Origin of the sequence: Pseudomonas sp. S06B 330 (assembly GCF_002845275.2) — a bacterium.
Lineage (GTDB): Bacteria > Pseudomonadota > Gammaproteobacteria > Pseudomonadales > Pseudomonadaceae > Aquipseudomonas.
The window spans coordinates 16009-42623 of the sequence record NZ_CP088149.1 but is presented as its reverse complement, the minus strand read 5'-3'; the positions used below and the strand labels follow the sequence as shown (position 1 = coordinate 42623).

At 58.9% G+C, this 26615-nt stretch carries 27 protein-coding genes and 1 pseudogene; 12 read left to right on the top strand and 16 right to left on the bottom strand.

What is annotated here, in order from left to right; all coding sequences use genetic code 11:
* Positions 1-13 precede the first annotated feature (13 nt).
* The 4 genes from ridA to CX511_RS00200 form a co-directional block, all read right to left on the bottom strand.
* Positions 14-394 carry a deaminase RidA gene (gene ridA, locus CX511_RS00215; RefSeq protein ID WP_045186183.1) on the bottom strand — a complete coding sequence of 127 codons (381 nt, stop codon included), beginning with the start codon at positions 392-394 and terminating at the stop codon, positions 14-16.
* 23 nt (positions 395-417) lie between these two features.
* Positions 418-2526: a bifunctional GTP diphosphokinase/guanosine-3',5'-bis pyrophosphate 3'-pyrophosphohydrolase gene (gene spoT, locus CX511_RS00210; RefSeq protein ID WP_045186181.1), complete on the bottom strand. Its 2109-nt coding sequence runs from the start codon at positions 2524-2526 to the stop codon at positions 418-420.
* 60 nt (positions 2527-2586) lie between these two features.
* The gene (rpoZ, locus tag CX511_RS00205; protein ID WP_028942466.1) at positions 2587-2853 is read right to left on the bottom strand and encodes a DNA-directed RNA polymerase subunit omega; all 267 of its coding nucleotides are present in this window, start codon (positions 2851-2853) and stop codon (positions 2587-2589) included.
* Between the two features lie 273 nt (positions 2854-3126).
* Positions 3127-4005, bottom strand: coding sequence for a LysR family transcriptional regulator (locus CX511_RS00200; protein ID WP_045186179.1), 879 nt, complete (start codon positions 4003-4005; stop codon positions 3127-3129).
* A gap of 243 nt (positions 4006-4248) precedes the next feature.
* Between CX511_RS00200 and CX511_RS00195 the strand changes: the two genes are divergently transcribed.
* The 4 genes from CX511_RS00195 to CX511_RS00180 all read left to right on the top strand — a co-directional run bounded on the left by CX511_RS00195 (position 4249) and on the right by CX511_RS00180 (position 9603).
* Positions 4249-5631: a glutamine synthetase family protein gene (locus CX511_RS00195; protein WP_045186178.1), complete on the top strand. Its 1383-nt coding sequence runs from the start codon at positions 4249-4251 to the stop codon at positions 5629-5631.
* 18 nt (positions 5632-5649) lie between these two features.
* Entirely contained in the window at positions 5650-7143 is a 1494-nt protein-coding gene (locus CX511_RS00190; protein WP_101293875.1) for an aldehyde dehydrogenase, read from the top strand.
* A 14-nt stretch (positions 7144-7157) separates the two neighbouring features.
* The gene (locus CX511_RS00185) at positions 7158-7937 is read left to right on the top strand and encodes a gamma-glutamyl-gamma-aminobutyrate hydrolase family protein (protein WP_045186174.1); all 780 of its coding nucleotides are present in this window, start codon (positions 7158-7160) and stop codon (positions 7935-7937) included.
* A 112-nt stretch (positions 7938-8049) separates the two neighbouring features.
* Complete coding sequence (locus tag CX511_RS00180; RefSeq protein ID WP_045186172.1) at positions 8050-9603, top strand: APC family permease; 1554 nt, start codon at positions 8050-8052, stop codon at positions 9601-9603.
* 21 nt (positions 9604-9624) lie between these two features.
* Here the strand turns inward: CX511_RS00180 and gmk are convergent, their stop codons facing one another.
* A complete protein-coding gene (gene gmk / locus CX511_RS00175) occupies positions 9625-10245 on the bottom strand; it encodes a guanylate kinase (protein WP_045186170.1) in 621 nt (206 codons plus the stop codon).
* Positions 10246-10258: 13 nt separating this feature from the next.
* On the bottom strand, positions 10259-11122 hold the full coding sequence (locus tag CX511_RS00170; RefSeq protein ID WP_045186168.1) for a YicC/YloC family endoribonuclease: 864 nt from the start codon (positions 11120-11122) through the stop codon (positions 10259-10261).
* Between the two features lie 239 nt (positions 11123-11361).
* Between CX511_RS00170 and rph the strand changes: the two genes are divergently transcribed.
* Together rph and CX511_RS00160 are read left to right on the top strand one after the other, a co-directional pair.
* On the top strand, positions 11362-12084 hold the full coding sequence (gene rph, locus CX511_RS00165) for a ribonuclease PH (RefSeq protein WP_045186166.1): 723 nt from the start codon (positions 11362-11364) through the stop codon (positions 12082-12084).
* 24 nt (positions 12085-12108) lie between these two features.
* Complete coding sequence (locus CX511_RS00160; protein ID WP_045186164.1) at positions 12109-12477, top strand: DUF4870 domain-containing protein; 369 nt, start codon at positions 12109-12111, stop codon at positions 12475-12477.
* Positions 12478-12540: 63 nt separating this feature from the next.
* On the opposite strand, the gene crc is transcribed toward CX511_RS00160, so the two are convergent.
* On the bottom strand, positions 12541-13320 hold the full coding sequence (crc, locus tag CX511_RS00155) for a catabolite repression control protein Crc (RefSeq protein WP_028942456.1): 780 nt from the start codon (positions 13318-13320) through the stop codon (positions 12541-12543).
* Between the two features lie 80 nt (positions 13321-13400).
* Here crc and pyrE point away from each other — a divergent pair, with 80 nt between their 5' ends.
* Both pyrE and CX511_RS00145 read left to right on the top strand, forming a co-directional pair.
* A complete protein-coding gene (pyrE, locus tag CX511_RS00150) occupies positions 13401-14042 on the top strand; it encodes an orotate phosphoribosyltransferase (protein ID WP_045186162.1) in 642 nt (213 codons plus the stop codon).
* Between the two features lie 265 nt (positions 14043-14307).
* Positions 14308-15309 (top strand): formylglycine-generating enzyme family protein, encoded by a 1002-nt coding sequence (locus CX511_RS00145; RefSeq protein WP_101293876.1) that lies wholly within the window; start codon positions 14308-14310, stop codon positions 15307-15309.
* 52 nt (positions 15310-15361) lie between these two features.
* Here the strand turns inward: CX511_RS00145 and CX511_RS00140 are convergent, their stop codons facing one another.
* The 7 genes and pseudogenes from CX511_RS00140 to coaBC form a co-directional block, all read right to left on the bottom strand.
* Complete coding sequence (locus tag CX511_RS00140) at positions 15362-15559, bottom strand: hypothetical protein (RefSeq protein ID WP_143527813.1); 198 nt, start codon at positions 15557-15559, stop codon at positions 15362-15364.
* A gap of 69 nt (positions 15560-15628) precedes the next feature.
* Positions 15629-15871: a hypothetical protein gene (locus tag CX511_RS00135; RefSeq protein WP_101293877.1), complete on the bottom strand. Its 243-nt coding sequence runs from the start codon at positions 15869-15871 to the stop codon at positions 15629-15631.
* 16 nt (positions 15872-15887) lie between these two features.
* Positions 15888-16796: a LysM peptidoglycan-binding domain-containing protein gene (locus CX511_RS00130; protein WP_220639094.1), complete on the bottom strand. Its 909-nt coding sequence runs from the start codon at positions 16794-16796 to the stop codon at positions 15888-15890.
* Between the two features lie 407 nt (positions 16797-17203).
* Positions 17204-18109 (bottom strand): acetylglutamate kinase, encoded by a 906-nt coding sequence (gene argB / locus CX511_RS00125; RefSeq protein WP_045181313.1) that lies wholly within the window; start codon positions 18107-18109, stop codon positions 17204-17206.
* 29 nt (positions 18110-18138) lie between these two features.
* Positions 18139-19515: pseudogene (locus CX511_RS00120) on the bottom strand (phosphomannomutase/phosphoglucomutase); the annotation flags it as partial.
* Between the two features lie 136 nt (positions 19516-19651).
* Positions 19652-20107: a dUTP diphosphatase gene (gene dut / locus CX511_RS00115; protein ID WP_045181319.1), complete on the bottom strand. Its 456-nt coding sequence runs from the start codon at positions 20105-20107 to the stop codon at positions 19652-19654.
* Positions 20108-20113: 6 nt separating this feature from the next.
* Positions 20114-21322 carry a bifunctional phosphopantothenoylcysteine decarboxylase/phosphopantothenate--cysteine ligase CoaBC gene (gene coaBC / locus CX511_RS00110; RefSeq protein ID WP_045181322.1) on the bottom strand — a complete coding sequence of 403 codons (1209 nt, stop codon included), beginning with the start codon at positions 21320-21322 and terminating at the stop codon, positions 20114-20116.
* A gap of 134 nt (positions 21323-21456) precedes the next feature.
* On the opposite strand from coaBC, the gene radC reads away from it, so the two are divergent.
* Positions 21457-22143, top strand: a complete 687-nt coding sequence (gene radC, locus CX511_RS00105; protein ID WP_045181324.1) for a RadC family protein — start codon at positions 21457-21459, stop codon at positions 22141-22143.
* Here radC and CX511_RS00100 read toward each other — a convergent pair.
* Complete coding sequence (locus CX511_RS00100) at positions 22127-23716, bottom strand: ABC transporter substrate-binding protein (RefSeq protein ID WP_101293197.1); 1590 nt, start codon at positions 23714-23716, stop codon at positions 22127-22129. The genes radC and CX511_RS00100 overlap by 17 nt on opposite strands.
* A 362-nt stretch (positions 23717-24078) precedes the next feature.
* Here CX511_RS00100 and rpmB point away from each other — a divergent pair, with 362 nt between their 5' ends.
* Positions 24079-24315, top strand: coding sequence for a 50S ribosomal protein L28 (gene rpmB / locus CX511_RS00095; protein ID WP_010225868.1), 237 nt, complete (start codon positions 24079-24081; stop codon positions 24313-24315).
* Between the two features lie 11 nt (positions 24316-24326).
* Entirely contained in the window at positions 24327-24482 is a 156-nt protein-coding gene (gene rpmG / locus CX511_RS00090; RefSeq protein ID WP_010225867.1) for a 50S ribosomal protein L33, read from the top strand.
* Between the two features lie 64 nt (positions 24483-24546).
* Here the strand turns inward: rpmG and CX511_RS00085 are convergent, their stop codons facing one another.
* Entirely contained in the window at positions 24547-24906 is a 360-nt protein-coding gene (locus CX511_RS00085; RefSeq protein ID WP_101293196.1) for a cupin domain-containing protein, read from the bottom strand.
* Between the two features lie 196 nt (positions 24907-25102).
* Between CX511_RS00085 and CX511_RS00080 the strand changes: the two genes are divergently transcribed.
* A complete protein-coding gene (locus tag CX511_RS00080) occupies positions 25103-26596 on the top strand; it encodes an aldehyde dehydrogenase (RefSeq protein WP_045181332.1) in 1494 nt (497 codons plus the stop codon).
* Positions 26597-26615: the final 19 nt, after the last annotated feature.

Here is a 26615-nt window from a genome sequence, read left to right as displayed (position 1 = left end):
GCCGCGCGGGGTATTACTCGAGGACCAGGATGGCGTCCATTTCAACTTGCGAGCCACGTGGCAGTGCAGCAACGCCGATGGCGGCGCGTGCTGGGTAAGGCTGCTCGAAGTATTTGCCCATGATCTCGTTGACCTTGGCGAAGTGGCTCAGGTCAGTCAGGAAGATGTTCAGCTTGACGATGTCCTTGAACGAACCACCGGCCGCTTCAGCGACGGCTTTGAGGTTTTCGAAGACCTGAACGGTCTGGGCTTCGAAGCCTTCAACCAGCTCCATGGTTTTCGGGTCCAGCGGGATCTGGCCGGACATATACACCGTGTTACCGGCCTTGATTGCCTGGGAGTACGTACCGATGGCGGCTGGGGCCTTGTCGCTGGTGATGACGGTCTTGGACATGATGACTCCTTGCTGTTATTGGGCTACGTGCGCATGCGGGTGATACGGATCACTCCGGTCAGGGCGCGTAGTTTCTTGATCACGCGGGCCAGGTGCACGCGGTCGTGAACGCTGACCACCAGTTGGACCACGCTGATGCGACCATCGCGCTCGTCCATGCTGATTTTTTCGATGTTGCCGTCGGCGGCGTTGACGCTGCTGGCCAGCAGCGCGATCAGGCCGCGTTGATGCTCCAGCTCGACACGCAGTTCGACATTGAATTCACCCGTGACATCCTTGGCCCAGGACAGCTGCACGCATTTTTCCGGGTTGTGTCGGATTTCACTGATGTTGCGGCAGTTCTCCAGGTGCACGACCATGCCTTTACCGGCCGACAGGTGACCCACAATCGGGTCGCCGGGGATCGGTGTACAGCACTTGGCGTAGCTGAGTACCAGGCCTTCGGTACCGCGGATTGCCAGCGGGCCCTCAGGGGTCGGCAACTGCTCGCCCTCGGTGGAGAGCAGGCGGCGGGCGACCACATAGGCCATGCGATTGCCCAGGCCGATGTCTTCAAGCATGTCCTCGAGCTGCTCCAGGCGGTATTCGCTGAGCATGGCCTGGATGCGTTCCTGGGGAATCTTGTCCAAGGCGCTGTCGAAGCCATTGAGCACTTTGTTCAGCAAGCGTTCGCCGAGGCTGATGGACTCGGAACGGCGCTGCAGCTTGAGGGCGTGGCGGATGTGCGTGCGGGCTTTGCCGGTGACCACGAAGTTGAGCCAGGCAGGGTTCGGTCGGGCGCCAGGCGCGCTGACGATCTCGACCGTCGAGCCGCTCTGCAGCGGTTCGGACAGCGGCGCCAGGCGGCGGTTGATCCGGCAAGCGATGCAGCTGTTGCCGACATCGGTGTGCACTGCATAAGCGAAGTCGACCGCCGTGGAGCCTTTTGGCAGCTCCATGATCCGGCCTTTGGGCGTGAACACATAGACCTCGTCCGGGAACAGGTCGATCTTTACGCTTTCGATGAATTCCAGCGAGTTGCCCGCACGTTGCTGCATTTCCAGCACGCCTTTGACCCACTGGCGGGCGCGAGCATGGGTGCCCTTGGGTTGCTCGTCGTCGCTTGACTTGTACAGCCAATGGGCAGCAATGCCGTTATTGGCCATTTCTTCCATTTCGCGGGTGCGAATCTGGATTTCGATCGGCACGCCGTGCATGCCGAACAAGGTGGTATGCAGCGACTGGTAGCCGTTAGCCTTGGGAATCGCGATGTAGTCCTTGAAGCGTCCGGGCAGTGGCTTATACAGGTTGTGTACGGCACCGAGCACGCGGTAGCAGGTATCTACCTTGTCGACGATGATGCGAAACGCATAGACATCCATGATTTCGTTGAAGGCCCGGCGTTTGCCGCGCATCTTCTTGTAGATGCCATAGAGGTGCTTTTGACGGCCGCTGACTTCGCCTTCGATACCGTCGACGGCCAGGCAGTGGGCCAGCGACTCCTCGATCTTGTTGACGATTTCCTTGCGGTTACCGCGAGCGCGCTTGACCGCCTGGTAGATGCGCGCGGAGCGCATCGGGTGCATGGCCTTGAAACCGAGGTCTTCGAATTCCACGCGCACGCTGTGCATCCCCAGGCGATTGGCGATGGGGGCGTAGATTTCCAGGGTTTCTTTGGCGATGCGCCGGCGCTTTTCGCCTGACAGCACCTCAAGGGTGCGCATGTTATGCAGGCGGTCAGCCAGCTTGACCAAGATGACGCGGATATCCCGGGCCATGGCCATGGCCATTTTCTGGAAGTTTTCCGCTTGGGCTTCGGCTTTGGTCTCGAAGTTCATCTGGGTCAGTTTGCTGACCCCATCGACCAGTTCGGCCACAGTCTCGCCAAATTGCGAGCTGAGGGCTTCCTTGGCGATGCCGGTGTCTTCGATCACGTCATGGAGCATGGCCGCCATCAGGCTCTGATGGTCCATGTGCATGTCGGCAAGGATGCTCGCCACCGCCAGCGGATGCGTGACGTAGGCTTCGCCGCTGCGACGGCGTTGGCCATCGTGGGCTTGTTCGGCGTAGAAGTACGCTCGGCGCACCAGGTTGACCTGGTCTGCGCCGAGGTAGGTCGACAGGCGATCGGCGAGGGCGTCTATGCTCGGCACAGGATTACCTCCTGCCGAGGAAAAGGGACCTGCGCCGTACTGCGTCGACCAGGCATAGGCTTAGACCGCCTCGTTGGCCTCTTCCTCACTACCGAAAGCAAAGGCTGGCTCAACTTCGACAATGGATTCGGCAGCGATGAATTCAGGGGTGCAGATGCCTTCAGCGATTTCACGCAGGGCAACGACGGTAGGCTTGTCGTTTTCCCATGCCACTTTCGGCTCTTTGCCGCCGGTGGCCAGCTGACGGGCACGCTTGGTAGAGAGCATGACCAGCTCAAAACGGTTATCCACGTGTTCTAGGCAGTCTTCAACGGTTACGCGGGCCATGGTCTTCCTCAAGTAGCAAATGCGGTGTTCAGCCCGAATGGGCGAGCGGACTCGATAGTTTAAAAAATCACCAGCCTTTAGGGAAGCGTTGATTTCATTTCGGGTCCTTGATACTTCGACGATAACCACTTCCGGGGCTCTGGCACAACTGTTTGTCGTTGTGTCGGAACGCTGGTGGGAGCGGATTTATCCGCGAAGGATTGGGTAGTAACCCCAGATTCTGGGGCCGCGCTGCGGCCCTTCGTGGATAAGACCACTCCCACAATGACTGATTTACTGGCGGCCGAGGGCATCGCGCAGGCGCGGGGTCAGTTCGTCGAACAGGGTCTGGACTGAGCGCAATGCGCGGCAATCGGGGCGGGTCAGCAGCCACAGTTCGGTGTTGCAGCCCGCAAGGGCATCACTCAATGGTTCCACGCCCGGAAGGGTATCGGCCATGTAATCGGGCAGCGCAGCCACGCCCAGGCCGGCAGTCACCAACTGGGCAATGGCAGAGATGCTGCTGCAGCGATAGCGCGGCAGCACGCCAGGTAGGTGTTCGCTGCGCCAGACCACTGTGGGATGGTCCTGCATAGCGTCATCCGGCGCAATCCACGGCAGGCTGGCAGGGGCTTCCTTGAGTTTTTCGCGATACTCCTCGCGTCCGCAAACCACGTAAGAGGCTGAGCCCAGGCAGCGGCCGACCAGGTGTTCCGGCGGCGAATTGGTCAGGCGCAGCGCCAGGTCGGCATCGCGGCGGCTCAGGTTGGCGAAGGTGTTGGAGGTTGCCAGTTCCAGTGACAGGGCAGGGTAGGCCGGCATGAATTCGGCCAGTGCCGGCAGCAACAGACTGTGCAGCACGGCATCGGTACAGGTCAGCCGAACGGTGCCGCTGACGACCTGCTCGCCATGCTCCAGCGCTACCCGCGCGGCATCTAAGGCCTGTTCGGCGCGTTCGGCCTGTTCAGCCAGGGCCTGGGCGGTGCCCGTGGGGATGTAGCCTTTGCGGCTTTTCACGAACAAGGCGGTACCCAGGGCCGCTTCCATGCGCCGAATCGAGCGGAAAACCGTCGAAACATCCACTCGCAGCAGCTCAGCGGCCTTTGCCAGTGAGCGGCCGCGGACTAGGGCGAGTACCAGTGAGAGGTCGGCGTGACTGATCTGATATTGCATGGGTGCACTCTTTGCTTGCCTAAATGCCAATGTCTGTTGCGTTAGGGCCATTCTATAGTGAGCCAGCAGTCGTGAATCAACTCGCGACGTTGTCAGCATGTGGAACGAATGTTCCAGATGGCAACGTTCTGCAGTTCCCCACGATGGGACTACTTAAAAGAACAAACGAAACCATCGCCGCTCCCGGTAGCGCCGCAGTACCTCCTCGACAATTGCTCGACAAAAATCAAAGGATGCCTAGCCATGACGTCGGTCTCTCCGCGCGCCATCCCTCTCGACGAGATGGGTGAATTTCTCACGGCCCACCCTGAGGTGCAGTTTGTCGATCTGCTGATTGCCGACATGAACGGTGTGGTACGCGGCAAGCGCATCGAGCGAGCGAGCCTGGTCAAAGTCTACGAAAAAGGTATCAACCTGCCGGCCTCGCTGTTCGCCCTGGATATTAACGGTTCGACCGTAGAAAGCACCGGCTTGGGCCTGGATATCGGCGACGCCGACCGTATCTGTTTCCCGATCCCCGGCACGCTGGCTTACGAACCCTGGCAGAAGCGGCCTACCGCTCAGTTGCTGATGACCATGCACGAGCTGGACGGCGCGCCGTTCTTCGCCGACCCGCGGGAAGTGCTACGTGGTGTGGTCGAGAAGTTCGATGCGCTGGGTCTGGATATCTGCGCGGCGTTCGAGCTTGAGTTCTACCTGATCGATCAGGACAACCTCAACGGCCGACCACAGCCGCCGCGTTCACCGATTTCGGGCAAGCGTCCACAGTCGACTCAGGTCTACCTGATCGATGATCTGGACGAGTACGTCGACTGCCTGCAGGACATGCTTGAAGCGGCGAAAGAGCAAGGTATTCCAGCCGATGCCATCGTCAAGGAAAGCGCGCCTGCACAGTTCGAAGTCAACCTGCATCACGTTGCTGACGCGATCAAGGCCTGTGATTACGCTGTCCTGCTCAAGCGCCTGATCAAGAACATCGCCTACGACCATGAGATGGACTCCACCTTCATGGCCAAGCCTTACCCAGGCCAGGCGGGCAACGGTCTGCACGTGCATATCTCATTGCTGGACAAGAAAACCGGCAAGAACATCTTCACCAGTGATGATCCCGAGCAGAGTGAAACCCTGCGCCATGCCATTGGTGGCGTGCTGGAAACCATGCCTGCGTCGATGGCCTTCCTCTGCCCGAACGTCAACTCCTACCGTCGCTTCGGTGCCCAGTTTTATGTGCCTAACGCGCCAAGCTGGGGCCTGGACAATCGTACCGTAGCGGTCCGTGTGCCGACCGGCAGCAGCGATGCTGTGCGTATCGAACACCGCGTGGCCGGTGCCGATGCCAACCCGTACTTGATGATGGCGGCGATTCTGGCCGGCATTCACCACGGCTTGACCAACCAGATTGAGCCGGGCGCGCCCATTGAAGGCAACTCGTACGAGCAGTTGGAGCAGAGCCTGCCGAATAACCTGCGCGACGCGCTGCGTGAGCTCGATGACAGCGAAGTGCTGAACAAGTACATCAGCCCGGACTACATCGACATTTTTGTTGCCTGCAAGGAAAGTGAAATGGCTGAGTTCGAGGTGTCGATTTCCGACCTCGAATACAACTGGTACCTGCATACCGTGTGATGCCCGGAGAAAATAACAATGACAATTGCACCACGTGAACACTGGGAACAGTTGTTCCAGACCCTGAAAATCGAAGGCTGCGCCTTTGTCGACGGGCAGTATTGCACCAGTGTTGCTGGTGACACTTTCGATTGTTCCAGCCCGGTCGATGGCCGCCAATTGGCGCAGATCGCCAGTTGCGACAGCGCCGATGCCGAACGTGCTGTCGCCGCTGCCCGGCGCGCCTTTGACAGTGGCGTCTGGGCACAACAGGCACCGGCGCAACGCAAGCGGGTACTGATTGCTTTCGCCGACTTGCTGCTGGCCAATGCTCAGGAGCTGGCGTTGCTGGAAACCCTGGACATGGGCAAGCCGATTGCCGATTCCTTGAGCATTGATATCCCGGCTGCGGCCAATGCCATTCGCTGGCACGCCGAAGCCATCGACAAGATTTATGACGAAGTTGCTGCAACCGCGTCCGACCAGCTGGGTCTGGTCACCCGCGAGCCGGTCGGCGTGGTTGCGGCCATTGTTCCGTGGAACTTCCCACTGATGATGGCCTGTTGGAAGCTCGGCCCGGCCCTGGCCACCGGTAACTCGGTGATCCTCAAGCCGTCCGAAAAATCACCCCTGACCGCAATCCGTATCGCCCAGTTGGCACTCGAAGCCGGTATCCCGGCTGGCGTGCTCAACGTCCTTCCTGGATACGGTCACACCGTTGGCAAGGCCTTGGCCCTGCACATGGATGTCGACACGCTGGTGTTCACCGGCTCCACGCGCATTGCCAAGCAGCTGATGGTCTATGCCGGTGAGTCGAACATGAAGCGGGTCTGGCTGGAAGCCGGTGGCAAGAGCCCGAACATTGTCTTCGCTGACGCCCCTGACCTGCAGGCGGCTGCCGATGCGGCAGCCGCGGCCATCGCCTTTAACCAAGGCGAAGTGTGCATTGCCGGCTCGCGCCTGCTGGTTGAACGCAGCATCAAGGAGCGCTTCCTGCCGATGGTGGTCGAGGCCCTCAAGGCCTGGAAACCGGGGCACGCCCTGGACCCTGAGACACGCGTCGGCGCCCTGGTCGACAGCACTCAGCTCGATACCGTGCTTGGCTACATCGAGGCCGGCAAGGCCGATGGTGCGACGTTGCTGACCGGTGGCGAACGTGTACTGGAAGACACCTGTGGTGTTTACCTGCAGCCCGCCATTTTCGATGGCGTGACCAACGCCATGCGTATCGCGCGTGAGGAAATATTTGGCCCAGTACTGTCGGTGATCACCTTTGACAGTGCCGATGAGGCAATTGCCATTGCCAACGATTCACCCTTCGGCTTGGCCGCAGCCGTGTGGACCTGCGATATCTCCCGTGCCCATAAGGCCGCTCGCGCCCTGCGCGCTGGCAGCGTCTGGGTCAACCAGTACGACGGCGGCGACATGACCGCGCCGTTTGGTGGGTTCAAGCAGTCGGGCAATGGTCGAGACAAGTCGCTGCATGCTTTCGACAAATACACCGAACTCAAGGCGACCTGGATCAAGCTGTAAGGGAGGGTGAACCCATGCAAACTACCAATGACCTGCCGCCTTTGATTGGCATTTCTGCCTGTCGTCAGCAGTTGGGCAACAATTCGTCGCACACGGTTGGTGACAAGTACGTCGAAGCAGCAGGTTTCGCCGGAATCCCTCTGATCCTCCCCGCACGCGCAGAGCCGGTTGACCCGCAGCGCGTGCTGGAGCGCCTCGATGGCATTCTTTTTACCGGTTCGCCTTCAAATGTCGAGCCGCATCATTACAATGGCGCCCCCAGCGTGGAAGGTACGAAGCACGATGTGTTTCGCGACCGGCTGACTCTGCCGTTATTGCAGGCCGCCATTGCCACCGGTGTGCCGGTGTTCTGCATCTGCCGTGGATTTCAGGAATTGAACGTCGCCTTGGGCGGCACCCTGCACCAGCGTGTCCAAGAGCTGCCAGGGTTCCTCGATCATCGCGAGCCGCAGGACGCACCACTGGAAGTGCAATATAGCCCCCGCCATAGCGTGACCGTACAGCCCGGTGGGTTGTTCGAACGGCTTGGGCTGGAGCAGAGCTTCATGGTCAATTCGCTTCACAGCCAAGGCATCAACCGCCTGGCTGACGGCCTGCGTGCCGAGGCCCTGGCGCCGGACGGATTGATCGAAGCTGTGTCCATGGAGGACGCCCCGGGCTTTGTGGTCGGTGTGCAGTGGCACCCCGAATACCGCTTGGCCGACAACCCGGTTTCATTGCGTCTTTTCCAGGCGTTTCGTGAGGCATGTCTGGCCCGTGCAAGGGGCGAGCGTCAGCGGGGGAAGGCCCTATAAGGTCAACCGATTGAGCCGGAACAGCAGCACCAGATAACAGGTTTCAATGAGTGAAAGCGGACGCGCTGCGGGGCGTCTTGAAAAACAATAGTAAAAGCGGCGGCAACTACTCATGAGCGAATACGAAGCAGGCCTGTCCCCGGGTATCGGACAGGCTCGCCCTCAGGCAACGAGTGTATCGGGAGCAACCAAGGGGCTGGCCAAGGGCCGGCTCGGCCTGCTGGCGAGCATTGTCCTGGGCATCTCCACCATTGCACCGGTCTACACCCTCACCGGTGCGTTAGGCCCAACTGTGCGTGAAGTCGGTGCGCACCTGCCGGCCGTGTTTATCGTTGGCTTCCTGCCCATGCTGTTGGTCGCACTGGGCTACCGTGAGCTGAACTCGGCTGAACCTGACAGCGGTACATCCTTCACCTGGTCGGCGCGGGCGTTCGGCCCGATGATCGGCTGGATCGGCGGCTGGGGCTTGGTCACGGCCACCACCATCGTCCTGTCTAACCTTGCGGGGGTGGCAGTCGACTTCTTTTATCTATTCCTCGGACAGATCACCGGCAGCCACGAGGTGGCTGCGTTGGCCGACAATCTGCTGATCAATGTCATCACCTGTTGCGTGTTCATCGCCATGGCGGTGTGGATTTGCTGTCGCGGTATTGCCACCACCATGACCGTGCAGTACGGCTTGGTAGCGTTGCAGTTGGTGGTGCTGGTGGGCTTTGCCTTGGCAGCCTTCGGCGGCTCATCTGCACAAACCCCGCCACTGGAGTTCGATCTGGACTGGTTCAACCCCTTTGGCGTTGAGTCGTTCTCGGCGTTTACTGCGGGTCTGTCGCTGTCGATCTTCATTTTCTGGGGCTGGGATGTCTGCCTGAGCATCAGTGAAGAGTCGGTGGGCAGCGGTGACACACCCGGCCGCGCGGCGACCCTGACGGTGCTGCTGATTCTCGGTCTGTACCTGGTGACGGCGATTGCCACGCTGCAGTTTGCCGGTATCAGTGATGTTGGCCTGGGCCTGAACAATCCACGTATTCAGGAGAACGTCTTCGCCCACTTGGCAGGTCCGGTCATGGGGCCGCTGGCGATCCTGATGTCCATCGCCGTTTTGGCCAGTACTGCCGCTTCGCTGCAGTCGACTTTCGTTTCACCGGCGCGCACCTTGCTCGCCATGGGTTACTACGGTGCGGTGCCAGAGCGCTTTGCCAGCGTCTGCCCGCGTTCGAAAACCCCGCGTTACGCAACCATCTGTGCCGGTGTGGCGGCGGGCGTGTTCTACGTCACCATGCGCACCTTGAGTGAGAACGTGCTGGCCGACACCATCACCGCCCTGGGCATGATGATCTGCTTCTACTACTCGCTGACCGCCTTTGCCTGTGTCTGGTACTTCCGCCACAGTCTCTTCGACAGCGTGCGTCACTTCCTGATGCGTGGCCTGTGCCCGCTGCTCGGTGGCGGTATTCTCTCGGTGATTTTCCTGCAGACGGCCTACGACAGCGCCTCGCCATCGTTTGGCAGCGGTTCGCATGTTGGTGGTCTGGGGCTGGTGTTCGTAATCGCAGTGATCATCACCCTGCTGGGGTTGGGGCTGATGATGTTGTCACGCCTGCGGGCGCCGGCGTTCTTCCTGGGCATGACCTTGCGTCGTCACGCCACGGTCTCCAGCCGCCGCTAAGCGGCTGGAGCTGCAGGTTGCTCAGGCAAGCAATTGCTTGAGCAACTGGCCGTGACGCTGCTGCTGGTTAGCCTGCAGCAAGCGGTTGGCGCGGAACACCGCTTTGAGGTCTTCCAGCGCAGTGGCGAAGTCATCGTTGATGATGACGAAGTCATACTCGTCGTAGTGACTCATCTCACTGACCGCTTCACGCATCCGTCCTTCGATGATCTCGTCGCTGTCCTGGCCACGGTTGGTCAGGCGTTGACGCAGGGCTTCCTGGGTCGGCGGCAGGATGAAGATCGAACGTGCCTCAGGCATCAGCTTGCGCACCTGCTGAGCACCCTGCCAGTCGATTTCCAGAATCAGGTCGTGGCCCTGGTCGAGCGCCTGCTGCAGTGCGCTACGCGAAGTTCCGTAGTAATTACCGAAGACTTCGGCCTGCTCGAGGAAGTCGCCTTGCTCGATCATCAGCTTGAATGCGGTGTGCTCGACGAAGTGGTAGTTCACGCCGTGCACTTCGCCAGGGCGCATGGCCCGGGTAGTGTGCGAGACCGACACCTGGATGCTGTTGTCAGCGTCGATCAGGGCCTTGACCAGGCTGGTCTTGCCAGCGCCGGAGGGGGCAGAAACGATATAAAGGGTGCCGCTACTGTGATTCATGGTTGGGGTGGCCTTACTCAATGTTCTGTACTTGTTCACGCATCTGCTCGATCAGTACCTTGAGGTTGACCGCGGACTGGGTGCTGCGTGGGTCGAAGGCTTTGGAGCCCAGGGTGTTGGCTTCGCGGTTGAGCTCCTGCATCAGGAAGTCCAGGCGTCGGCCAGCGGCGCCGCCGGACTTGAGCACCCGGCGAACTTCGGTGATGTGGGTGCTCAGGCGGTCGAGCTCTTCAGCGACGTCGCTCTTTTGCGCCAGCAGGACCATTTCCTGCTCCAGGCGCTGCGGGTCGAGTTCGGCCTGCATGTCGGTGAAGCGGTCGAGAATCTTCTGGCGCTGGGCGGCGAGCATCTGCGGCACCAGGGCGCGCAGAGTGGTGACTTCGCTGGCCATGCCGTCCAGGCGTTCGTTGATCAGGCGGGCCAGTTCGCTACCTTCGCGATTGCGACCGCTCTTCAATTCATTCAACGCCTCGACAAACAGCGCCATGGCTTCGTTGTTGAGGGTTTGTGGGTCGTTAGCGTCGGCTACCAATACTCCGGGCCAGGCCAGCACTTCCAGCGGGTTGAGCGGGGCTGGCTGCTTGATCAGGCTGGCAACGGTCTCGGCAGCGGCCACCAACTGTGCGGCGCGCTCACGGTCAACCTGCAGCGGCTTGCCGGTGCTTTCTTCGTTGAAGCGCAAGGTGCATTCGACCTTGCCGCGTGACAAACCTTGGCGCAGTGCCTCACGCACTGCACCTTCGAGGTCGCGCAAGGCTTCGGGCAGGCGCAGGTGGGGTTCCAGGTAGCGGTGGTTTACTGAGCGTAGTTCCCAGATCAGGGTGCCCTGGCTACCGGCACGCTCGACACGAGCAAAAGCGGTCATGCTGTGCACCATGGGAAGTACCTCGCAAAAAAGGGTCAAGAGAAAGCCAACCGGCTGCAAAGGCGCAAGATTGTAGCGCAGTGCGGCGCTGGCTCCCAATCCACTGATGTTACAAACACTCACGCAACTCCCGGAAAAAACCGACCAACGCCTCTGGGCCCTCTGTTTCGGGGCCTGCACAATAGGTGTGCCCTCAAGGCCCGGTACGCTTATAATGCTGGGCAGATTCAAACCCAGTACAGGTATCCCAAATGAAACGTCCAAGTGGTCGCGCTGCCGATCAGCTCCGCTCGATCCGCATCACCCGCAACTACACCAAACACGCCGAGGGATCAGTACTGGTCGAGTTCGGTGACACTAAAGTCGTCTGTACGGTCAGTGTCGAGAACGGCGTACCGCGCTTTCTCAAAGGCCAGGGCCAAGGCTGGCTGACCGCCGAATACGGCATGCTGCCGCGCTCCACTGGCGAGCGTAACCAGCGTGAAGCCGCCCGTGGCAAGCAGGGTGGTCGTACCCTCGAAATCCAGCGCCTGATCGGCCGTTCGCTGCGCGCTGCCCTGGACATGAGCAAGCTCGGTGACATCACCCTGTACGTCGACTGTGACGTGATCCAGGCCGATGGCGGTACCCGCACGGCATCGATCACTGGCGCCATGGTTGCTCTGGTAGACGCCCTGCGCGTGGTCAAGAAGCGTGGCGGCCTGAAGGGCGGTGACCCGCTCAAGCACATGATCGCCGCCGTCTCGGTTGGCATGTATCAGGGCGAGGCCGTACTTGACCTGGACTACCTGGAAGACTCGGCTGCCGAGACCGACCTCAACGTGGTCATGACCAGCCAGGGTGGCTTCATTGAAGTCCAGGGCACTGCCGAAGGCGCGCCGTTCCAGCCTGAAGAGCTCAATGCCATGTTGGCGCTGGCGCAAAAGGGCATGGTTGATCTGTTCGAACTGCAGCAGGCCTCGCTGGCCGACTGATTTCGACAACGCAAGGAGCAGAGCATGAGCGAGCAACCGTTGCAGTTGCCCACCCCCAATGCCGAGATTCGACAGTGGGCGATGTTCTGCCACCTGGCCGCGTTGCTGGGCCTGATCGTGCCTTTCGGCAACCTGCTGGGTCCGTTGGTGATGTGGATCTGGAAGAAGGACCTCGATCCGTTCATCGATGCCCAGGGCAAGGAGGCGCTGAACTTTCAGCTCACCGTTTTCCTGGCCTCGATCATCTGCTTCGCACTGATGTTCGTGCTGGTGGGGATTGTGTTGTTCGGCATGTTGATGGTCGCCGTATTGGTGTTGACCATTGTTGCTGGGGTCAAGGCCAATGACGGGCAGCCCTATCGTTATCCGATGACCTGGCGACCGATCAAATAGTGATCAGCTCATAGCAGGCACAAAAAAACCGACGTGATGTCGGTTTTTTTGTGCCTGAACGAATCAGATCGTCAGCGTCCAGTCGTAGTCCACGATCAGTGGCGCGTGCTGGGAGAAGCGTGGCTGGCGCGGCAGGCGTGCGCTACGCACGAAGCGACGCAGGCCCGGGGTCAGCAACTGATAGTCGAAACGCCAGCCCAGGTTGAGCATCTCGGCCTGTTCGTTATCCGGCCACCAGCTGTACTGGTCGCCTTCACGGCTGACTTCACGCAGGGCGTCGACATAACCCATGTCACCGACGACGGTGTCCATCCACGCGCGTTCCGGCGCCAGGAAACCCGGCGACTGCTGACCGTCGCGCCAGTTCTTGACGTCGAGCTTCTGCTGCGCCACGTACAACGAGCCGCAATAGATGTACTCGCGGCGCTTGCGTCGCTGCTTGTCCAGGTACTTGGCGAAGTCGTCCATCAACTTGAATTTCTGGTTCAAGTCTTCGTCGCCGTTCATTCCCGAAGGCAGCAGCAGCGTTGCGATGCTTACCTTGTCGAAATCGGCCTGCAGGTAACGTCCGTAGCGGTCGGCTGTCTCGAAGCCCAGGCCGCTGATGACTGCCTTGGGCTGCAACCGCGAATAAAGTGCCACGCCGCCTTGGGCGGGAACTTCTGCGTCGCAGGCATAAAGGAAGTAGCCATCAAGCTGAAAAGCTGGGTCGTCGAGTTCAAAGGCCGAGGCGCGGGTATCCTGAAGGCAGATGACGTCGGCATTCTGGGCTTGCAGCCAGCTGAGCAAACCACGCTCGACTGCAGCCTGAATGCCATTTACGTTCACACTGATGATCCGCATAAATGGCCCCAAAAATCTCGTGCGTGTATGATACCCGAGCTGTACTCATTTAGCTAAATCCGTGGTATCCGGGACTCTTCATGCAGCCGTATCAGCGCGACTTCATTCGTTTTGCCATCGACCGCGGGGTTCTGCGCTTCGGTGAATTCACCCTCAAGTCCGGGCGCACCAGCCCGTATTTCTTCAATGCCGGCCTGTTTAACAGTGGCTCGGCCCTGGCTCAGCTCGGGCGTTTCTATGCGGCGGCGATTGTCGACAGCAAGATTCCGTTCGACGTACTGTTCGGCCCGGCCTACAAGGGTATCCCCCTGGCGGCAGCCACTGCCGTGGCTCTGGCCGAGCATCACAACCTCGACCTGCCATGGTGCTTCAACCGTAAAGAGGCCAAGGCCCACGGTGAAGGTGGCAGCCTGGTCGGTGCGCCGCTGGAAGGTGACGTGCTGATCATTGACGATGTGATTACTGCGGGCACCGCGATCCGTGAAGTCATGCAGATCATCCAGGGTCAGCAGGCCAAGGCTGCTGGTGTACTGATCGCACTGAACCGCCAGGAGCGCGGCAACGGTGAACTGTCGGCGATCCAGGAAGTGGAGCGTGACTTCGGCATTCCAGTCGTCAGCATTGTGTCGCTGACCCAGGTGCTGGAGTTCCTCGCCGACGATCCGGCGCTCAAGCAGCACTTGCCGGCCGTCGAGGCCTATCGGGCCCAGTACGGGATCTGAGGTTGGAAAAGAAAAAGGCGCCTATGAGCGCCTTTTTCTTGCGGTACACTTTCGTATTCGAAAGAAAATCCAGGTTTAAATAGAGGTAACAGGATCGCGCCTCAGAACTGCACTAGTGCGTGGCATTTAAATGAGCATGCATGAGACGATTCTGAATAATTAGTAGGACTTTTCTGAAATTTATGGCTAAGGTGTTTGTTCTAAATTATCGAAATAGAAGCATGATAGTCTCCAGGTTTCGATTGGCAAACGCTGGAACGTTCTTATGGCAAAGCAGATCTTATTGTCCATCTATTCTCTATTGCTGCTGACCGCCTGCCAAGTACAAAAATATCCACTGCCTGAAAGTCAGAAACTATCTATCGAGAAAGTCGCCAAGATCGCGGTGACGATTGATCAAAAATACTCAGAACTTTCCGCCGAAACGCGCAGCAGGCTGTTGAATACTGTTGTGCAGTCACTGGACAATATGGTGTTTGTCGAGGGTGGTGAATTCCAGATGGGGGATTTTGGCTGGCCGTATGACGACGACCCGACAAATATGTGTGGCTGGCCATGCGGTGTGGAGCCAGACCGGATGGGCCGTATAAGCATACACAGTGACGACGACTTCGTTCATCCCGTTAAGCTGAGTAGTTACTCCCTATCGAAATACCAGACGACGCTTAGGGATTTTGATCTATTTTTTATCGCTCAGGGCAAGCCGTTGTTTGATGCGGAAAATCGTAAGCGAGAAGATCTGAAGGAAATTATTTACGCACCCAACCTACCTGCACCGACCAAAAGCTGGCAAGAAGCCAAGGAGTACTGCGGTTGGTTAGGGGGGCTGAGTGGCTTTCCAGTGGATCTGCCTACAGAGGCCCAGTGGGAATATGCCGCGCGGAATCGTGGCCAGCACGTGGTATTTTCTACCGACAATGGGAGCCTGAACTATGGGCGTAACTTTCCTTCATCGGGCAAAGGTAAACGTCTTACATTTGCCGTTGATAGTTTTGTCCCTAACCCTCTAGGGATTTACAACCTATCAGGGAATGCCACTGACTGGGTCAATGATTGGTACGAAAAAGACTACTACCGTCGTTCACCACTGGAAAACCCTACCGGCCCCGAAACAGGCACGCTTCGGGCTCTTAGAGGGTCAGGGTATGGTGAGGCCCCGTTGATCAGTGCTAGTACGGTGCGGCGATGGGGGGAGGAGCCTGTGAGAAAGCGGCATGTCCCAGGCTTCAGCTTCCGTTGCGCTGTTCAGTCCGATCAGTCTCTTTAGACTAGAAAATATTAAGGGCGCAGTAAATCGCGCCCCTATTGGTTTTCAAATATTAGACCAGTCCATCAGACTTACCACTTCGCTGTGCGGCTAGGAACACCTTTTCCTTATGCCAAGCATTGCTGGGATTCCAAGCCACTCGATTTGAGTTTCTGGATGGTTGATTAATTACCAGGCTGTCAATAAAACGATTGAATTGATTTTGTTCATGTCCGTTGAGCAAGGCGTTAATACGCTCCAAACTCTTCATGGCATTAACCTTTTTTTCGTCGACCGAACAATGCTCTAGCACTTCGATAAATTGCCGCCAGTGACGTACTTAGGAAAGAAGAATGACCAGAGCCTGCTCCTGATTTTCGATGAACATGCCAGTCACTCCCGCGGCCACACCTTCTGTTAGCAGGTAAACCATGGGGCCAATGGTTTCCGGCGGCAATACGCGCAGAGGTACATCCTGCTGACGATTTTTTATGACTTTATCTTCCTGATGTGCAATCAAGTAGTCAGCCAGTGCCTCAGCTTCAACCCTGGTGGCCTGCCTCTCTTTCCACCATAAAATCATATCGTTAAAGCCGTCCTCAAACGCCTTGGTGATCGTCGTAGCAGGAGATGTAGTGGCGCCGGGTGGGGTCGCTGAACAGGATGATTTCCACTACGTTAATACCAGTCTGGGTTTGCTTGCCTTGCTGACGCTCAAAGCTCCCCCCCATGCCATGTCTCAAGTCGGGCGCCGCACTATTGGCAGTGCTGAAACTGTCTTCCGGCTCGGGTGCTCGCTGTGCCGCCAGTTCGGCGCGGAGTTTGCCGATTTCACCATCCAGTTCCAGGACCTTCTTGCTCTGCAAGGACTTCCAGTTGGATTCAAATTGCGTGGTCCTCAAAGCACTGGGTTTGTAATCCTGATACCAGTCACGCGCTTGCTGTAAGGTCGCCAGGCGGCCCTGCAGGTCTTTGTCAGTGGTGAGCGGCGCGATTGTGCTGGGCTGGGGCTTGGTCTCGCGTACCAGCAACCCGGCGCCTTCGGCTTTCTGCGCCCAGGCATCTTTGACGCACCCCGCACAGGTGCAACTGGCCATGGGGGCCTGAGGTTTCTTGCACTGCAGGGCAGGCAAGGCTTTAGCCAGGTTCTGATGCAGTTCATCCATGAGCTTCTGCACCGCGTTGATTTCCCGCTTCAGTGCTTTGGACTGTTTGGCGGTCAGTACATAGAAATGCGGCTCGCCAGTAACGTGGGCGACGTCAACCAGTTCCTCGTCACATTCGGCCTGCCCCTTGAGCGCAATCGACGTAGTGCTATGCGCATGCATCGGTGGCGGTAGTTCAGGTTTTGGCGCGGCGCCGGGAAGCTTTAACTCCCATCCGGCTTTGATGTGGTTAGGGTCACCAATGATCGGGTTAAGCGCCTGGATTTCAGATACTTTAGCGCCATGTCGTTGGGCAATTTGCCCTAGGGTATCGCCATGTTTAACCGTGTAAGTGCTGCTCATGCATCATCATCCTTGTGATCCAGAGACGCTCAAGCTCAATCAGTTTTTCGCCTGGCGTTCACCTTGGTTTGTCTGTAAGCAGCGCAGGTGAGTACAAGAGGCGTGCCATTAATTGCTAAGGCCAGGTAATCCGCGGCCTTCAGCACCGGCCCCTGTGTCTGAAGCCGCTTCTAGCCGCAAAAATCGATGAAAAGTGCGCAACTTCTTGCGCAGTACTGCGCAAGAAGTTGCGCACTCGGCTGTAAGCCTTGAAAGACTTGGCTTGTAGCGATGGCTAGGGGGAGTTATCCACAGATGGGTGCGCAACTTTTTGCGCACTTGACTATAAAGTCAAAGATGGGGGCGCGAGCCACCGCACAGATACAAAAAAGGCGACCCTGAGGTCGCCTTTCTTTAGCCTTCTCGTCTTAACGTGGCTTGCTGTTGGTAATCAATGTACCCACACCACTGTCGGTAAAGATCTCCAACAGCACCGCATTCGGTACCCGGCCATCAATGATGTGCGAGCTGTTGACGCCGCCTTGCACCGCTTCCAGAGCGCAACGGATCTTCGGCAGCATGCCGCCATAGATAGTGCCGTCGGCGATCAGTTCGTTGACCTGCTCAGTGGTCAGCCCGGTGAGTACGGTGCCTTGCTTGTCCATCAGGCCGGCGATGTTGGTCAGCAGCATCAGCTTTTCAGCCTTAAGTGCTTCTGCCACCTTGCCCGCGACCAGGTCCGCGTTGATGTTGTACGACTCACCGTTGGCACCGACGCCGATTGGAGCGATGACCGGGATGAAGTCACCTTTGACCAGCATGTTCAGCAGGTCGGTATTAACCCCGACCACTTCGCCGACATGGCCGATATCGATGATTTCCGGGGTGGTCATCTCAGGCGTCTGGCGGGTAACGGTGAGCTTTTTCGCACGGATCAGTTGGGCGTCTTTACCGGTCAGGCCAATGGCGCTGCCGCCATGGCTGTTGATCAGGTTGACGATGTCCTTGTTCACCTGGCCGCCAAGCACCATCTCGACCACGTCCATGGTCTGCGCGTCGGTAACGCGCATGCCATCGATAAAGTGGCTTTCGATCGACAGGCGCTTGAGCAGATCACCGATCTGCGGTCCGCCACCATGCACGACCACCGGGTTGATGCCGACCGCCTTCATCAGCACGATATCGCGGGCAAAACCGGTTTTGAGCTCTTCGCTCTCCATCGCGTTGCCGCCGTATTTGATCACCAGGGTCTTGCCGACAAAGCGTCGGATGTAAGGCAGCGCTTCGGACAAAACCTGGGCGACATGGGTGGCGGCATCGCGATCGAGGGTCATGCAGGGCTCCAGTTGGAACAGATAGTCGGTCAGAACTTGGGTTGCAGATCAGGAGCAACGCGCTTCAACTGGGCGCGGAATACTTCCTGGATACGCTGCAGTTCGGCGTCGGTGTCGGCCTCGAAGCGCAGTACCAGCACCGGTGTGGTGTTGGACGCGCGAACCAGGCCCCAGCCGTGGGGATAGTCGACCCGCACACCATCAATGGTGGTCAGGTTGGCGTCTTGGCCCCAGTCAGCCTCGCGTTGCAGTGCATCAATGATGCTGAATTTACCTTCGTCGGTCACATCAATATTGATTTCCGGCGTACAAATGTCATTCGGAAACGCATCGAACAGCTGCTCGGCATCGGTCTTGGCTTTGCTGAGAATCTCCAGCAGGCGTGCGGCACTGTAGATGCCGTCGTCAAAACCATACCAACGCTCCTTGATGAAGATGTGTCCGCTCATCTCGCCGGCCAGGAGGGCACCGGTTTCTTTCATCTTCTTTTTGATCAACGAGTGACCAGTCTTCCACATTAGCGCGCGACCACCGTATTGCTCGATCAGCGGGGTCAGGCGGCGTGTGCATTTGACGTCAAAGATGATTTCGGCACCCGGATTGCGCTCAATGACATCCTGGGCAAACAGCATCAGCAGGCGATCGGGGTAAACAATGCTGCCGGTGTTGGTAACGACGCCAACGCGGTCGCCATCACCGTCGAAGGCCAGGCCCAGGTCGGCGCCGCTTTCCTTGACCTTGGCAATCAGGTCAACCAGGTTCTCGGGTTTGCCCGGATCCGGGTGATGGTTGGGGAAGTTGCCGTCGACTTCGCAGAACAACGGGATCATTTCGCAGCCCAGGGCTTCGATCAGTTGCGGGGCAATGACACCCGCGGCACCGTTGCCGCAATCGACTACGACCTTGAGTTTCTTCGCCAGCTTGATGTCGCCGGTGATCTGCTTGAAGTAGCGCTCAAGAATCTCGACCTTTTCCACACGGCCTTCGCCACGGCTCAGGTCGTTGGTTTTCAGGCGCGTCAGCAGGGCCTGGATCTGTTCGTTGGCCAGGGTGTCACCGGCAATGACGATTTTGAAACCGTTGTAGTTCGGCGGGTTGTGGCTGCCGGTGAGCATCACACCGGACTTGCCGGCGAGGACGTTGGCGGCGTAGTACAGGGCAGGGGTCGGTACCAGGCCGACGTCGCTGACCTGGCAGCCGGCGTCGACCAGGCCTTTGATCAGTTGTTCGACCAGCATCGGGCCAGACAGGCGGCCATCACGGCCGACCGAAATGTTCGGTTCACCTTGGGCCAGGGTTTGCGCACCGATGGCGCGGCCGATCCAGTAGGCGGTTTCGGCGGTAAGGGTGTCACCGACCACGCCACGGATGTCGTAAGCGCGGAAGATGCTTTCTGGAAGTGCGGGTACCGGGTGTGCCATGTCGTTCATCTCTGGGGAGCTCCAATATCGAGGGCGTGCAGGGCAGGCTCAAACTGAACGCTTTGACGGTCATTTCGCCAGAGAGTTCGCCATCCTTGGCGCACAGTGGGCAGTTGGCGGATCAGTTGCTGCCCGAATGTCCAAAGCCGCCAGCGCCACGCTGGCTCTCGTCGAAGGCTTCGACGATGTCGAAATGAGCTTGTACCACCGGTACCAGGACCAGTTGCGCAATACGCTCGCCGACGGCGATGGTGAAGGGGGTCTGGCCACGGTTCCAGCAAGAAACCATCAGCTCGCCCTGGTAGTCGGAATCGATCAGGCCGACCAGGTTGCCCAGCACGATGCCGTGTTTGTGACCAAGGCCCGAGCGCGGCAGGATCAGTGCGGCCAGGCCTGGGTCGCCGATGTAAACCGACAGGCCGGTAGGGATCAGCAAGGTCTGGCCCGGCTCCAGGACGGTGTCCTGCTTGAGCATGGCGCGCAGGTCGAGGCCGGCTGAGCCCGGCGTGGCGTACTGCGGCAGCGGGAATTCGTTACCGATGCGTGGATCAAGAATCTTGGCTTGTAGAGCGTGCATGCAGAGTTAAACCTGGTTGAGACGTTCGGCGATGAAAGCAACCAGCTGGCGGGCGATCTTGCCCTTGCTGGTCTGTGCGAAGAGTGTTTCGTGGAGCTGGCGATCGATCACGCTGCAGGCGTTTTCCTCGCTGTTGAAGCCGATGCTGGGGTTGGCCACATCGTTGGCGACAATCAGGTCGAGGTTCTTGTCCTTGAGCTTGCGTGCAGCGTAGTCGAGCAGGTGTTCGGTCTCGGCGGCGAAGCCGACGCTGAACGGGCGGTCAGGACGGGTGGCGATGCTGGCCAGGATGTCCGGGTTGCGGACCATCTGCAGCAGCAGGCCGTCACCTGTCGTGGGGTCTTTCTTGAGTTTCTGTGGGGCGACCACTTCAGGTCGGTAGTCCGCGACCGCAGCCGAGGCGATGAAAATATCGCAGGGCATCGCAGCTTCGCAGGCGGCGAGCATGTCGCGAGCGCTGACTACGTCGATGCGGCTGACCCGATCAGGCGTTGGCAAATGCACCGGCCCACTGATCAAGGTGACTTTGGCACCGGCTTCGACCGCCGCTTCAGCCAGGGCAAAGCCCATTTTCCCGGAGCTGTGGTTGGTGATGTAGCGCACCGGATCGATGTTTTCCTGGGTCGGTCCAGCGGTGATCACGATGTGCTTGCCGGTCAGCGACTCGCGCTTGAAGCTTTCTGCGGCGCACCAGGCCAGGTCGTTGGCTTCGAGCATGCGTCCGAGGCCGACATCGCCACAGGCCTGACTACCGGAGGCTGGGCCATAGACCTTGATGTCGCGGCTCTGTAGCAGCTCGAGGTTGGCCTGGGTGGCAGGGTCGCGCCACATGGCTTGGTTCATCGCCGGGGCGACGGCCACGGTGGCGTCGGTGGCCAGCACCAAGGTGGTTAACAGGTCATCGGCCACGCCTTGGGCAAGACGTGCCAGCAGGTCGGCGGTGGCTGGCGCAATCAGCACCAGGTCGGCCCATTTGGCCAGCTCGATATGGCCCATCGCCGCTTCGGCAGCAGGGTCCAATAGGTCCATGTGCACCGGGTGGCCGGAGAGTGCTTGCAGGGTCAGTGGCGTGATGAACTCAGCGCCACCGCGGGTCATGACGACGCGCACCTGCGCACCGTGTTCCAGAAGCCGGCGAACCAGTTCGGCACTTTTGTAGGCGGCGATGCCGCCGCCGACGCCGAGAACGATGCGCTTACGATACAGCCGCTGCATAGGCTTGCCTTTTGCTCAGTGATTGCACGCGGCGACGACGCCTCCCCAGGCCGAATCGTCGCGTAAAAAAGTGCGGGTAATGTAGCACAGGGTACAAACACAGGAGCAGCAACCGATGGACAGGGAGGTGGGGCATGAGTATCAGGGATTGGCCTGAGGCGGAGCGGCCGCGGGAAAAACTGTTGGAACGTGGGGCAGGCAGCTTGTCGGACGCTGAGCTGTTGGCAGTATTTTTACGCACAGGTGTCGCGGGTATGAGCGCCGTTGACCTAGCGCGGCATCTGTTGAAGCAATTTGGTGGACTGCGTCATCTGCTGGAGGCTGATCAGGCCACGTTTCAGCGTGAAGTTGGGCTGGGGCCGGCGAAATACACCCAGTTGCAAGCCGTGATGGAAATCGGTCGGCGGCACTTGGAGCAAACCATTGTTCGCGATTCGGCACTGCAAAGCCCCGACGCGGTACGACGCTACCTCAAAGCCAAGTTGCGCCATGAAAGCAGCGAAGTGTTTGGCTGCCTTTTTCTCGACACCAAACACCGGCCATTAGGTTTTGAGGTGCTCTTTCGCGGCTCAATCGATAGCGCCAGTGTCTATCCCAGAGAGGTCATCAAGCGCGCACTGGCAAACAATGCTGCCGCGTTGATCATTTGTCACAACCACCCCTCTGGAGTGTCAGAACCGAGTCAGGCCGACCTGCACCTGACCAAACGCATCAAGGAAGCGCTGGCGCTGGTTGATGTGCGTCTGCTCGACCATGTCATCGTCGGTGAGGGTGAACCGCTATCGATGGTCGAGCATGGTTGGATCAGCGCGTCGAGCTGACCTTGGCGAAGTCCTGGCGACCGAACGGGCTGACTTGGTAGCCTTCCACGTTCTGACGGACCAGCGCTGCAGCGGTCGGGTGTGCCAGTGGCAGCCATAGTGCCTGCTGCTGGATCAACGCCTGGGCCTGCTGATACAGGCGGCTGCGCACGCTCTGGTCGGTGGTGGTCTTGCCAGCGCTGATCAACTGGTCCAGGCGCTGGTCGCAGTAGCGGGCGAAGTTGGTCCCGGACTTTACCGCCGCACAGGCGAATTGCGGGCTGAGGAAGTTGTCCGGATCACCGTTGTCACCGGCCCACCCCATGAACAGCAAATCATGCTCGCCAGCCTTGGCGCGGCGAATCAGCTCGCCCCACTCGATCACACGGATCTCGGCCTTGATGCCGACCTTGGCCAGGTCAGCCTGCAGCAACTGTGCGCCGAGGCTCGGGTTGGGGTTGAGCAGGCTGCCTTGTGGACGGGTCCAGATCGTAGTGCTGAAGCCATCTTTCAGGCCTGCTTTGGCTAGCAGTGTCCGGGCCTTGTCCAGGTCAGTGGAGTAACCCGGCAGGTCCTTGGCATAGCTCCAGGTGTTAGGCGGGTAGGGGCCATTGGCAGCGACGGCGGTGTTCTCGAACACCGCTTTGAGGTAGCTGGCCTTGTCGAAGGCCAGATTGATGGCCTGGCGTACTTCTGGCTTGTCCAGCGGCGCATGCTGGCTGTTGATGGCAACGAACGCGGTCATGAACGCTTCGGTCTTTTCCACCTTCAGGGCCGGATCGGTGCTGGCCGCCGCAATATCCAGCGGCTTGGGCGACAGGGCGATCTGGCATTCATTGCGTTTGAGCTTTTGCAGGCGCACGTTGGCATCGGGGGTAATGGCGAAAATCAGCGGATCGACACCCGGCTTGCCGGCAAAGTAGTCCGGGTTGGCCCGGTAGCGGATCACCGCGTCTTTCTGGAAGCGATTGAAGACAAACGGCCCGGTGCCGATTGGCTGGCTGTTGAGCTTCTCCGGCGTACCGGCTTTGAGCAATTGGTCGGCGTACTCGGCGGAATAAATCGAGGCAAAACCCATGCTCAGGGTGGCCAGGAACGTGGCATCCGGATGGTCGAGGGTGAAGCGCACGGTCAGTGGCTCGGGGGCTTCAATTTGCTTGATCAGGCTGGGCAGTTGCAGCGACTGTGCATGTGGAAAGCCACTCTGGGCGATCTTGTGCCAGGAGTGCGCGGGGTAGAGCATCCGTTGAAAGCTGAACAGGACGTCGTCAGCGTTCAGCGTGCGGCTTGGCTTGAAATAACCGGTGCTGTGGAGCTTCACCTCAGGGCGTAACTTGAACTCATAAATCAGTCCATCGGGCGAAACCGTCCAGCTTTCGGCCAGGCTGGGCACTACCTGACCTTTGCCAGCATCGAACTCGACCAGACGATTCATCAGGACGTCGGCTGACGCATTGGTGGTGGTCAGCGAGTTGTACTGAACCACATCGAAGCCTTCGGGGCTGGCCTCGGTGCACACACTCAGCGCAGCCGCCTGGGCAAGTACCGGGCCGAGCAGGGTGGCAAACAATAAGGGTAATGTAGCAACGCGCATGAGGATTCCTTGGCTGATCGATGGCCCATCTGCCAGTGCAGTCTGGAAAAGTCCTACCCTAGTGCGCCAGGCCGGAAATAACCATATCCTTTTTTGCCAATCGTGCGACGAGTGGTCGACACCTTGCCGGGCCAGTCGTTATGCTGCTCCGGCGTGTCGCACAGCGAGTCAAAGCACATCTTCTGTTGTTGTGCTCTGGTCTTTCTGGTATAAAGCAGCGCTCTTTTCTAGGGGCTCGACTCTTCGCATCTGCTGATCGAGTCGATAAGACCCTGAAGAAACACGGCGCTTAGCGCCAAAGACTGAGAGATTAAGCGGCCAACCCATGCCGGGTTGGGCATGTGGTTTTAGAGGGCTGAGGCATGTCGAGAGTCTGTCAAGTTACCGGTAAGGGTCCGGTAACTGGGAATAACATTTCCCACGCAAACAACAAAACCCGTCGTCGTTTCCTGCCGAACCTGCAGCATCATCGCTTCTGGGTCGAGTCCGAGAAGCGTTTCGTGCGTCTGCGCGTATCTGCCAAAGGCATGCGCATCATCGACAAGCGCGGCATTGATGCCGTTCTGGTCGACATTCGCCGTAACGGCGCTAAGGTCTAAGGGAGAGAATCATGCGTGAATTGATCCGTCTGGTGTCGACCGCTAATACCGGCCACTTCTACACCACCGACAAGAACAAGCGCACTACTCCGGACAAAATCGAAATCAAAAAATTCGATCCGGTTGTTCGCAAGCACGTGATCTACAAGGAAGCCAAGATCAAGTAATTGATCCGGCTGACGAAAAAAGGGCCCGTATCTCACGATATGGGCCCTTTTTTTATGGGCGCTGTTATTTCTGCTCAAACATCACGTAAATCTTGCGGCATGGCTCCAGCACTTCCCAGGTACCCTTGAAGCCCGCCGGGATCACGAAGCGATCACCAGCGCGCAGGGTTTTGGCGCCACCCTCGTCATCACGCAGCACCGAAACGCCCTGCACGATTTCACAGTATTCGTGCTCAGTGTAATTGACGGTCCATTGACCCACTTCGCCTTCCCAGACGCCCGCAGCAAACTGACCGCACGGGCTGGAATAGTGGTTGTAGACCGTCTGCTCAGGGTCGCCTTTGAGGATTTTTTCGGCTGCCGGACGATAGCGTTCGGCTTCGGTGATTACTTGGGCGAAGTCGATGATCTGGTCAATGCGCATGGCGGGTTCTCTTGTTTGTTTAATAAAATGAACATCAGTAGGCGTTTGGTGCGATTATGTCAAATATATTGATAATTGGGTCGCCAGTGGTTTAGGGTGGCAGGTGCCTGTGCGCGTAGCTCGCTCAGCCAGAATTTTTGACAGTGCCTGTGACCCCTCGTGCGGCACTGCACCTTAACAAGAGGAGGAGTTTCGTATGACCACCCTGACTCGTGCGGATTGGGAACAGCGTGCCCAACAACTGAAGATCGAAGGCCGCGCTTTCATCAATGGTGAATACACCGCCGCCGTTTCCGGCGCGACGTTCGAATGCCTCAGCCCGGTGGACGGCCGTCTGCTGGCACAGGTCGCCAGTTGTGACCTCGCCGATGCACAGCGCGCCGTGGAAAACGCCCGCGCCACTTTCGCTTCCGGCGTCTGGTCGCGTCTGGCTCCAGCTAAGCGCAAGGCCACCATGATCCGCTTCGCTGCCCTGCTCAATGCGAATGTCGAGGAACTGGCGCTGCTGGAAACCCTGGACATGGGTAAGCCGATCAATGACTCGCTGAATATCGACGTGCCAGGTGCCGCCCAGGCCCTGAGCTGGAACGGTGAAGCGATCGACAAGATCTACGACGAAGTCGCTGCGACCCCTCACAATCAACTGGGCTTGGTTACTCGCGAACCGGTGGGTGTGGTTGCCGCCATCGTTCCGTGGAACTTCCCACTGCTGATGGCCTGCTGGAAGCTCGGGCCGGCCCTGGCTACCGGTAACTCGGTGGTGCTCAAGCCTTCGGAAAAATCGCCGCTGACTGCCATCCGCATCGCCCAGTTGGCCATTGAGGCCGGTATTCCTGCAGGCGTGCTCAACGTTCTGCCAGGTTACGGTCACACCGTCGGCAAGGCCCTGGCCCTGCACATGGACGTCGACACCTTGGTGTTCACCGGCTCGACCAAGATCGCCAAGCAATTGATGATCTACGCGGGCGAGTCGAACATGAAGCGTGTCTGGCTGGAAGCCGGTGGCAAGAGCCCAAACATCGTCTTCGCCGACGCCCCGGATCTGAACGCCGCTGCCGAAGCTGCTGCTAGCGCCATTGCCTTCAACCAGGGCGAAGTCTGCACCGCAGGTTCGCGTCTGCTGGTCGAGCGTTCGATCAAGGACAAGTTCCTGCCACTGGTACTCGAAGCCCTCAAGGCCTGGACACCTGGCAACCCGCTGGACCCGGCTACCACCGTCGGCGCACTGGTCGACACCCAGCAGATGAACACCGTGCTGTCGTACATCGAAGCAGGTCACACTGACGGTGCCAAGCTGCTGGTCGGTGGTAAGCGTATTCTCGAAGAAACCGGTGGCACCTACGTCGAGCCGACCATTTTCGACGGCGTCAGCAATGCCATGCGCATCGCTCAGGAAGAGATCTTCGGCCCAGTGCTGTCGGTGATTACCTTCGATACCGTCGAAGAAGCGATCAACATCGCCAACGACACCCCGTACGGCCTGGCCGCCGGTGTCTGGACCGCCGACATCTCCAAGGCTCATCTGACCGCCAAGGCACTGCGTGCCGGTAGCGTTTGGGTCAACCAGTACGACGGTGGTGACATGACTGCACCGTTCGGCGGCTTCAAGCAGTCGGGCAACGGTCGTGACAAGTCGCTGCACGCGCTGGACAAGTACACCGAGCTGAAGGCGACCTGGATCAAGCTGTAACCGCTACGCGCGATCCTGT

Excerpts from the sequence above, each read along its gene's own strand:
- ridA (WP_045186183.1), bottom strand. The coding sequence starts at position 394 with ATGTCCAAGACCGTCATCACCAGCGACAAGGCCCCAGCCGCCATCGGT.
- CX511_RS00130 (WP_220639094.1), bottom strand. The coding sequence starts at position 16,796 with ATGAGCAGCACTTACACGGTTAAACATGGCGATACCCTAGGGCAAATT.
- CX511_RS00170 (WP_045186168.1), bottom strand. The coding sequence starts at position 11,122 with ATGGTGCACAGCATGACCGCTTTTGCTCGTGTCGAGCGTGCCGGTAGC.
- CX511_RS00085 (WP_101293196.1), bottom strand. The coding sequence starts at position 24,906 with ATGCGCATTGACCAGATCATCGACTTCGCCCAAGTAATCACCGAAGCC.
- CX511_RS00080 (WP_045181332.1), top strand. The coding sequence starts at position 25,103 with ATGACCACCCTGACTCGTGCGGATTGGGAACAGCGTGCCCAACAACTG.
- CX511_RS00100 (WP_101293197.1), bottom strand. The coding sequence starts at position 23,716 with ATGCGCGTTGCTACATTACCCTTATTGTTTGCCACCCTGCTCGGCCCG.
- radC (WP_045181324.1), top strand. The coding sequence starts at position 21,457 with ATGAGTATCAGGGATTGGCCTGAGGCGGAGCGGCCGCGGGAAAAACTG.
- CX511_RS00185 (WP_045186174.1), top strand. The coding sequence starts at position 7,158 with ATGCAAACTACCAATGACCTGCCGCCTTTGATTGGCATTTCTGCCTGT.
- argB (WP_045181313.1), bottom strand. The coding sequence starts at position 18,109 with ATGACCCTCGATCGCGATGCCGCCACCCATGTCGCCCAGGTTTTGTCC.
- rph (WP_045186166.1), top strand. The coding sequence starts at position 11,362 with ATGAAACGTCCAAGTGGTCGCGCTGCCGATCAGCTCCGCTCGATCCGC.
- CX511_RS00195 (WP_045186178.1), top strand. The coding sequence starts at position 4,249 with ATGACGTCGGTCTCTCCGCGCGCCATCCCTCTCGACGAGATGGGTGAA.
- dut (WP_045181319.1), bottom strand. The coding sequence starts at position 20,107 with ATGCACGCTCTACAAGCCAAGATTCTTGATCCACGCATCGGTAACGAA.
- coaBC (WP_045181322.1), bottom strand. The coding sequence starts at position 21,322 with ATGCAGCGGCTGTATCGTAAGCGCATCGTTCTCGGCGTCGGCGGCGGC.
- CX511_RS00180 (WP_045186172.1), top strand. The coding sequence starts at position 8,050 with ATGAGCGAATACGAAGCAGGCCTGTCCCCGGGTATCGGACAGGCTCGC.
- gmk (WP_045186170.1), bottom strand. The coding sequence starts at position 10,245 with ATGAATCACAGTAGCGGCACCCTTTATATCGTTTCTGCCCCCTCCGGC.
- rpmG (WP_010225867.1), top strand. The coding sequence starts at position 24,327 with ATGCGTGAATTGATCCGTCTGGTGTCGACCGCTAATACCGGCCACTTC.
- CX511_RS00135 (WP_101293877.1), bottom strand. The coding sequence starts at position 15,871 with ATGATTTTATGGTGGAAAGAGAGGCAGGCCACCAGGGTTGAAGCTGAG.
- CX511_RS00140 (WP_143527813.1), bottom strand. The coding sequence starts at position 15,559 with ATGAAGAGTTTGGAGCGTATTAACGCCTTGCTCAACGGACATGAACAA.
- CX511_RS00145 (WP_101293876.1), top strand. The coding sequence starts at position 14,308 with ATGGCAAAGCAGATCTTATTGTCCATCTATTCTCTATTGCTGCTGACC.
- CX511_RS00160 (WP_045186164.1), top strand. The coding sequence starts at position 12,109 with ATGAGCGAGCAACCGTTGCAGTTGCCCACCCCCAATGCCGAGATTCGA.
- CX511_RS00190 (WP_101293875.1), top strand. The coding sequence starts at position 5,650 with ATGACAATTGCACCACGTGAACACTGGGAACAGTTGTTCCAGACCCTG.
- pyrE (WP_045186162.1), top strand. The coding sequence starts at position 13,401 with ATGCAGCCGTATCAGCGCGACTTCATTCGTTTTGCCATCGACCGCGGG.
- rpmB (WP_010225868.1), top strand. The coding sequence starts at position 24,079 with ATGTCGAGAGTCTGTCAAGTTACCGGTAAGGGTCCGGTAACTGGGAAT.
- rpoZ (WP_028942466.1), bottom strand. The coding sequence starts at position 2,853 with ATGGCCCGCGTAACCGTTGAAGACTGCCTAGAACACGTGGATAACCGT.
- crc (WP_028942456.1), bottom strand. The coding sequence starts at position 13,320 with ATGCGGATCATCAGTGTGAACGTAAATGGCATTCAGGCTGCAGTCGAG.
- CX511_RS00200 (WP_045186179.1), bottom strand. The coding sequence starts at position 4,005 with ATGCAATATCAGATCAGTCACGCCGACCTCTCACTGGTACTCGCCCTA.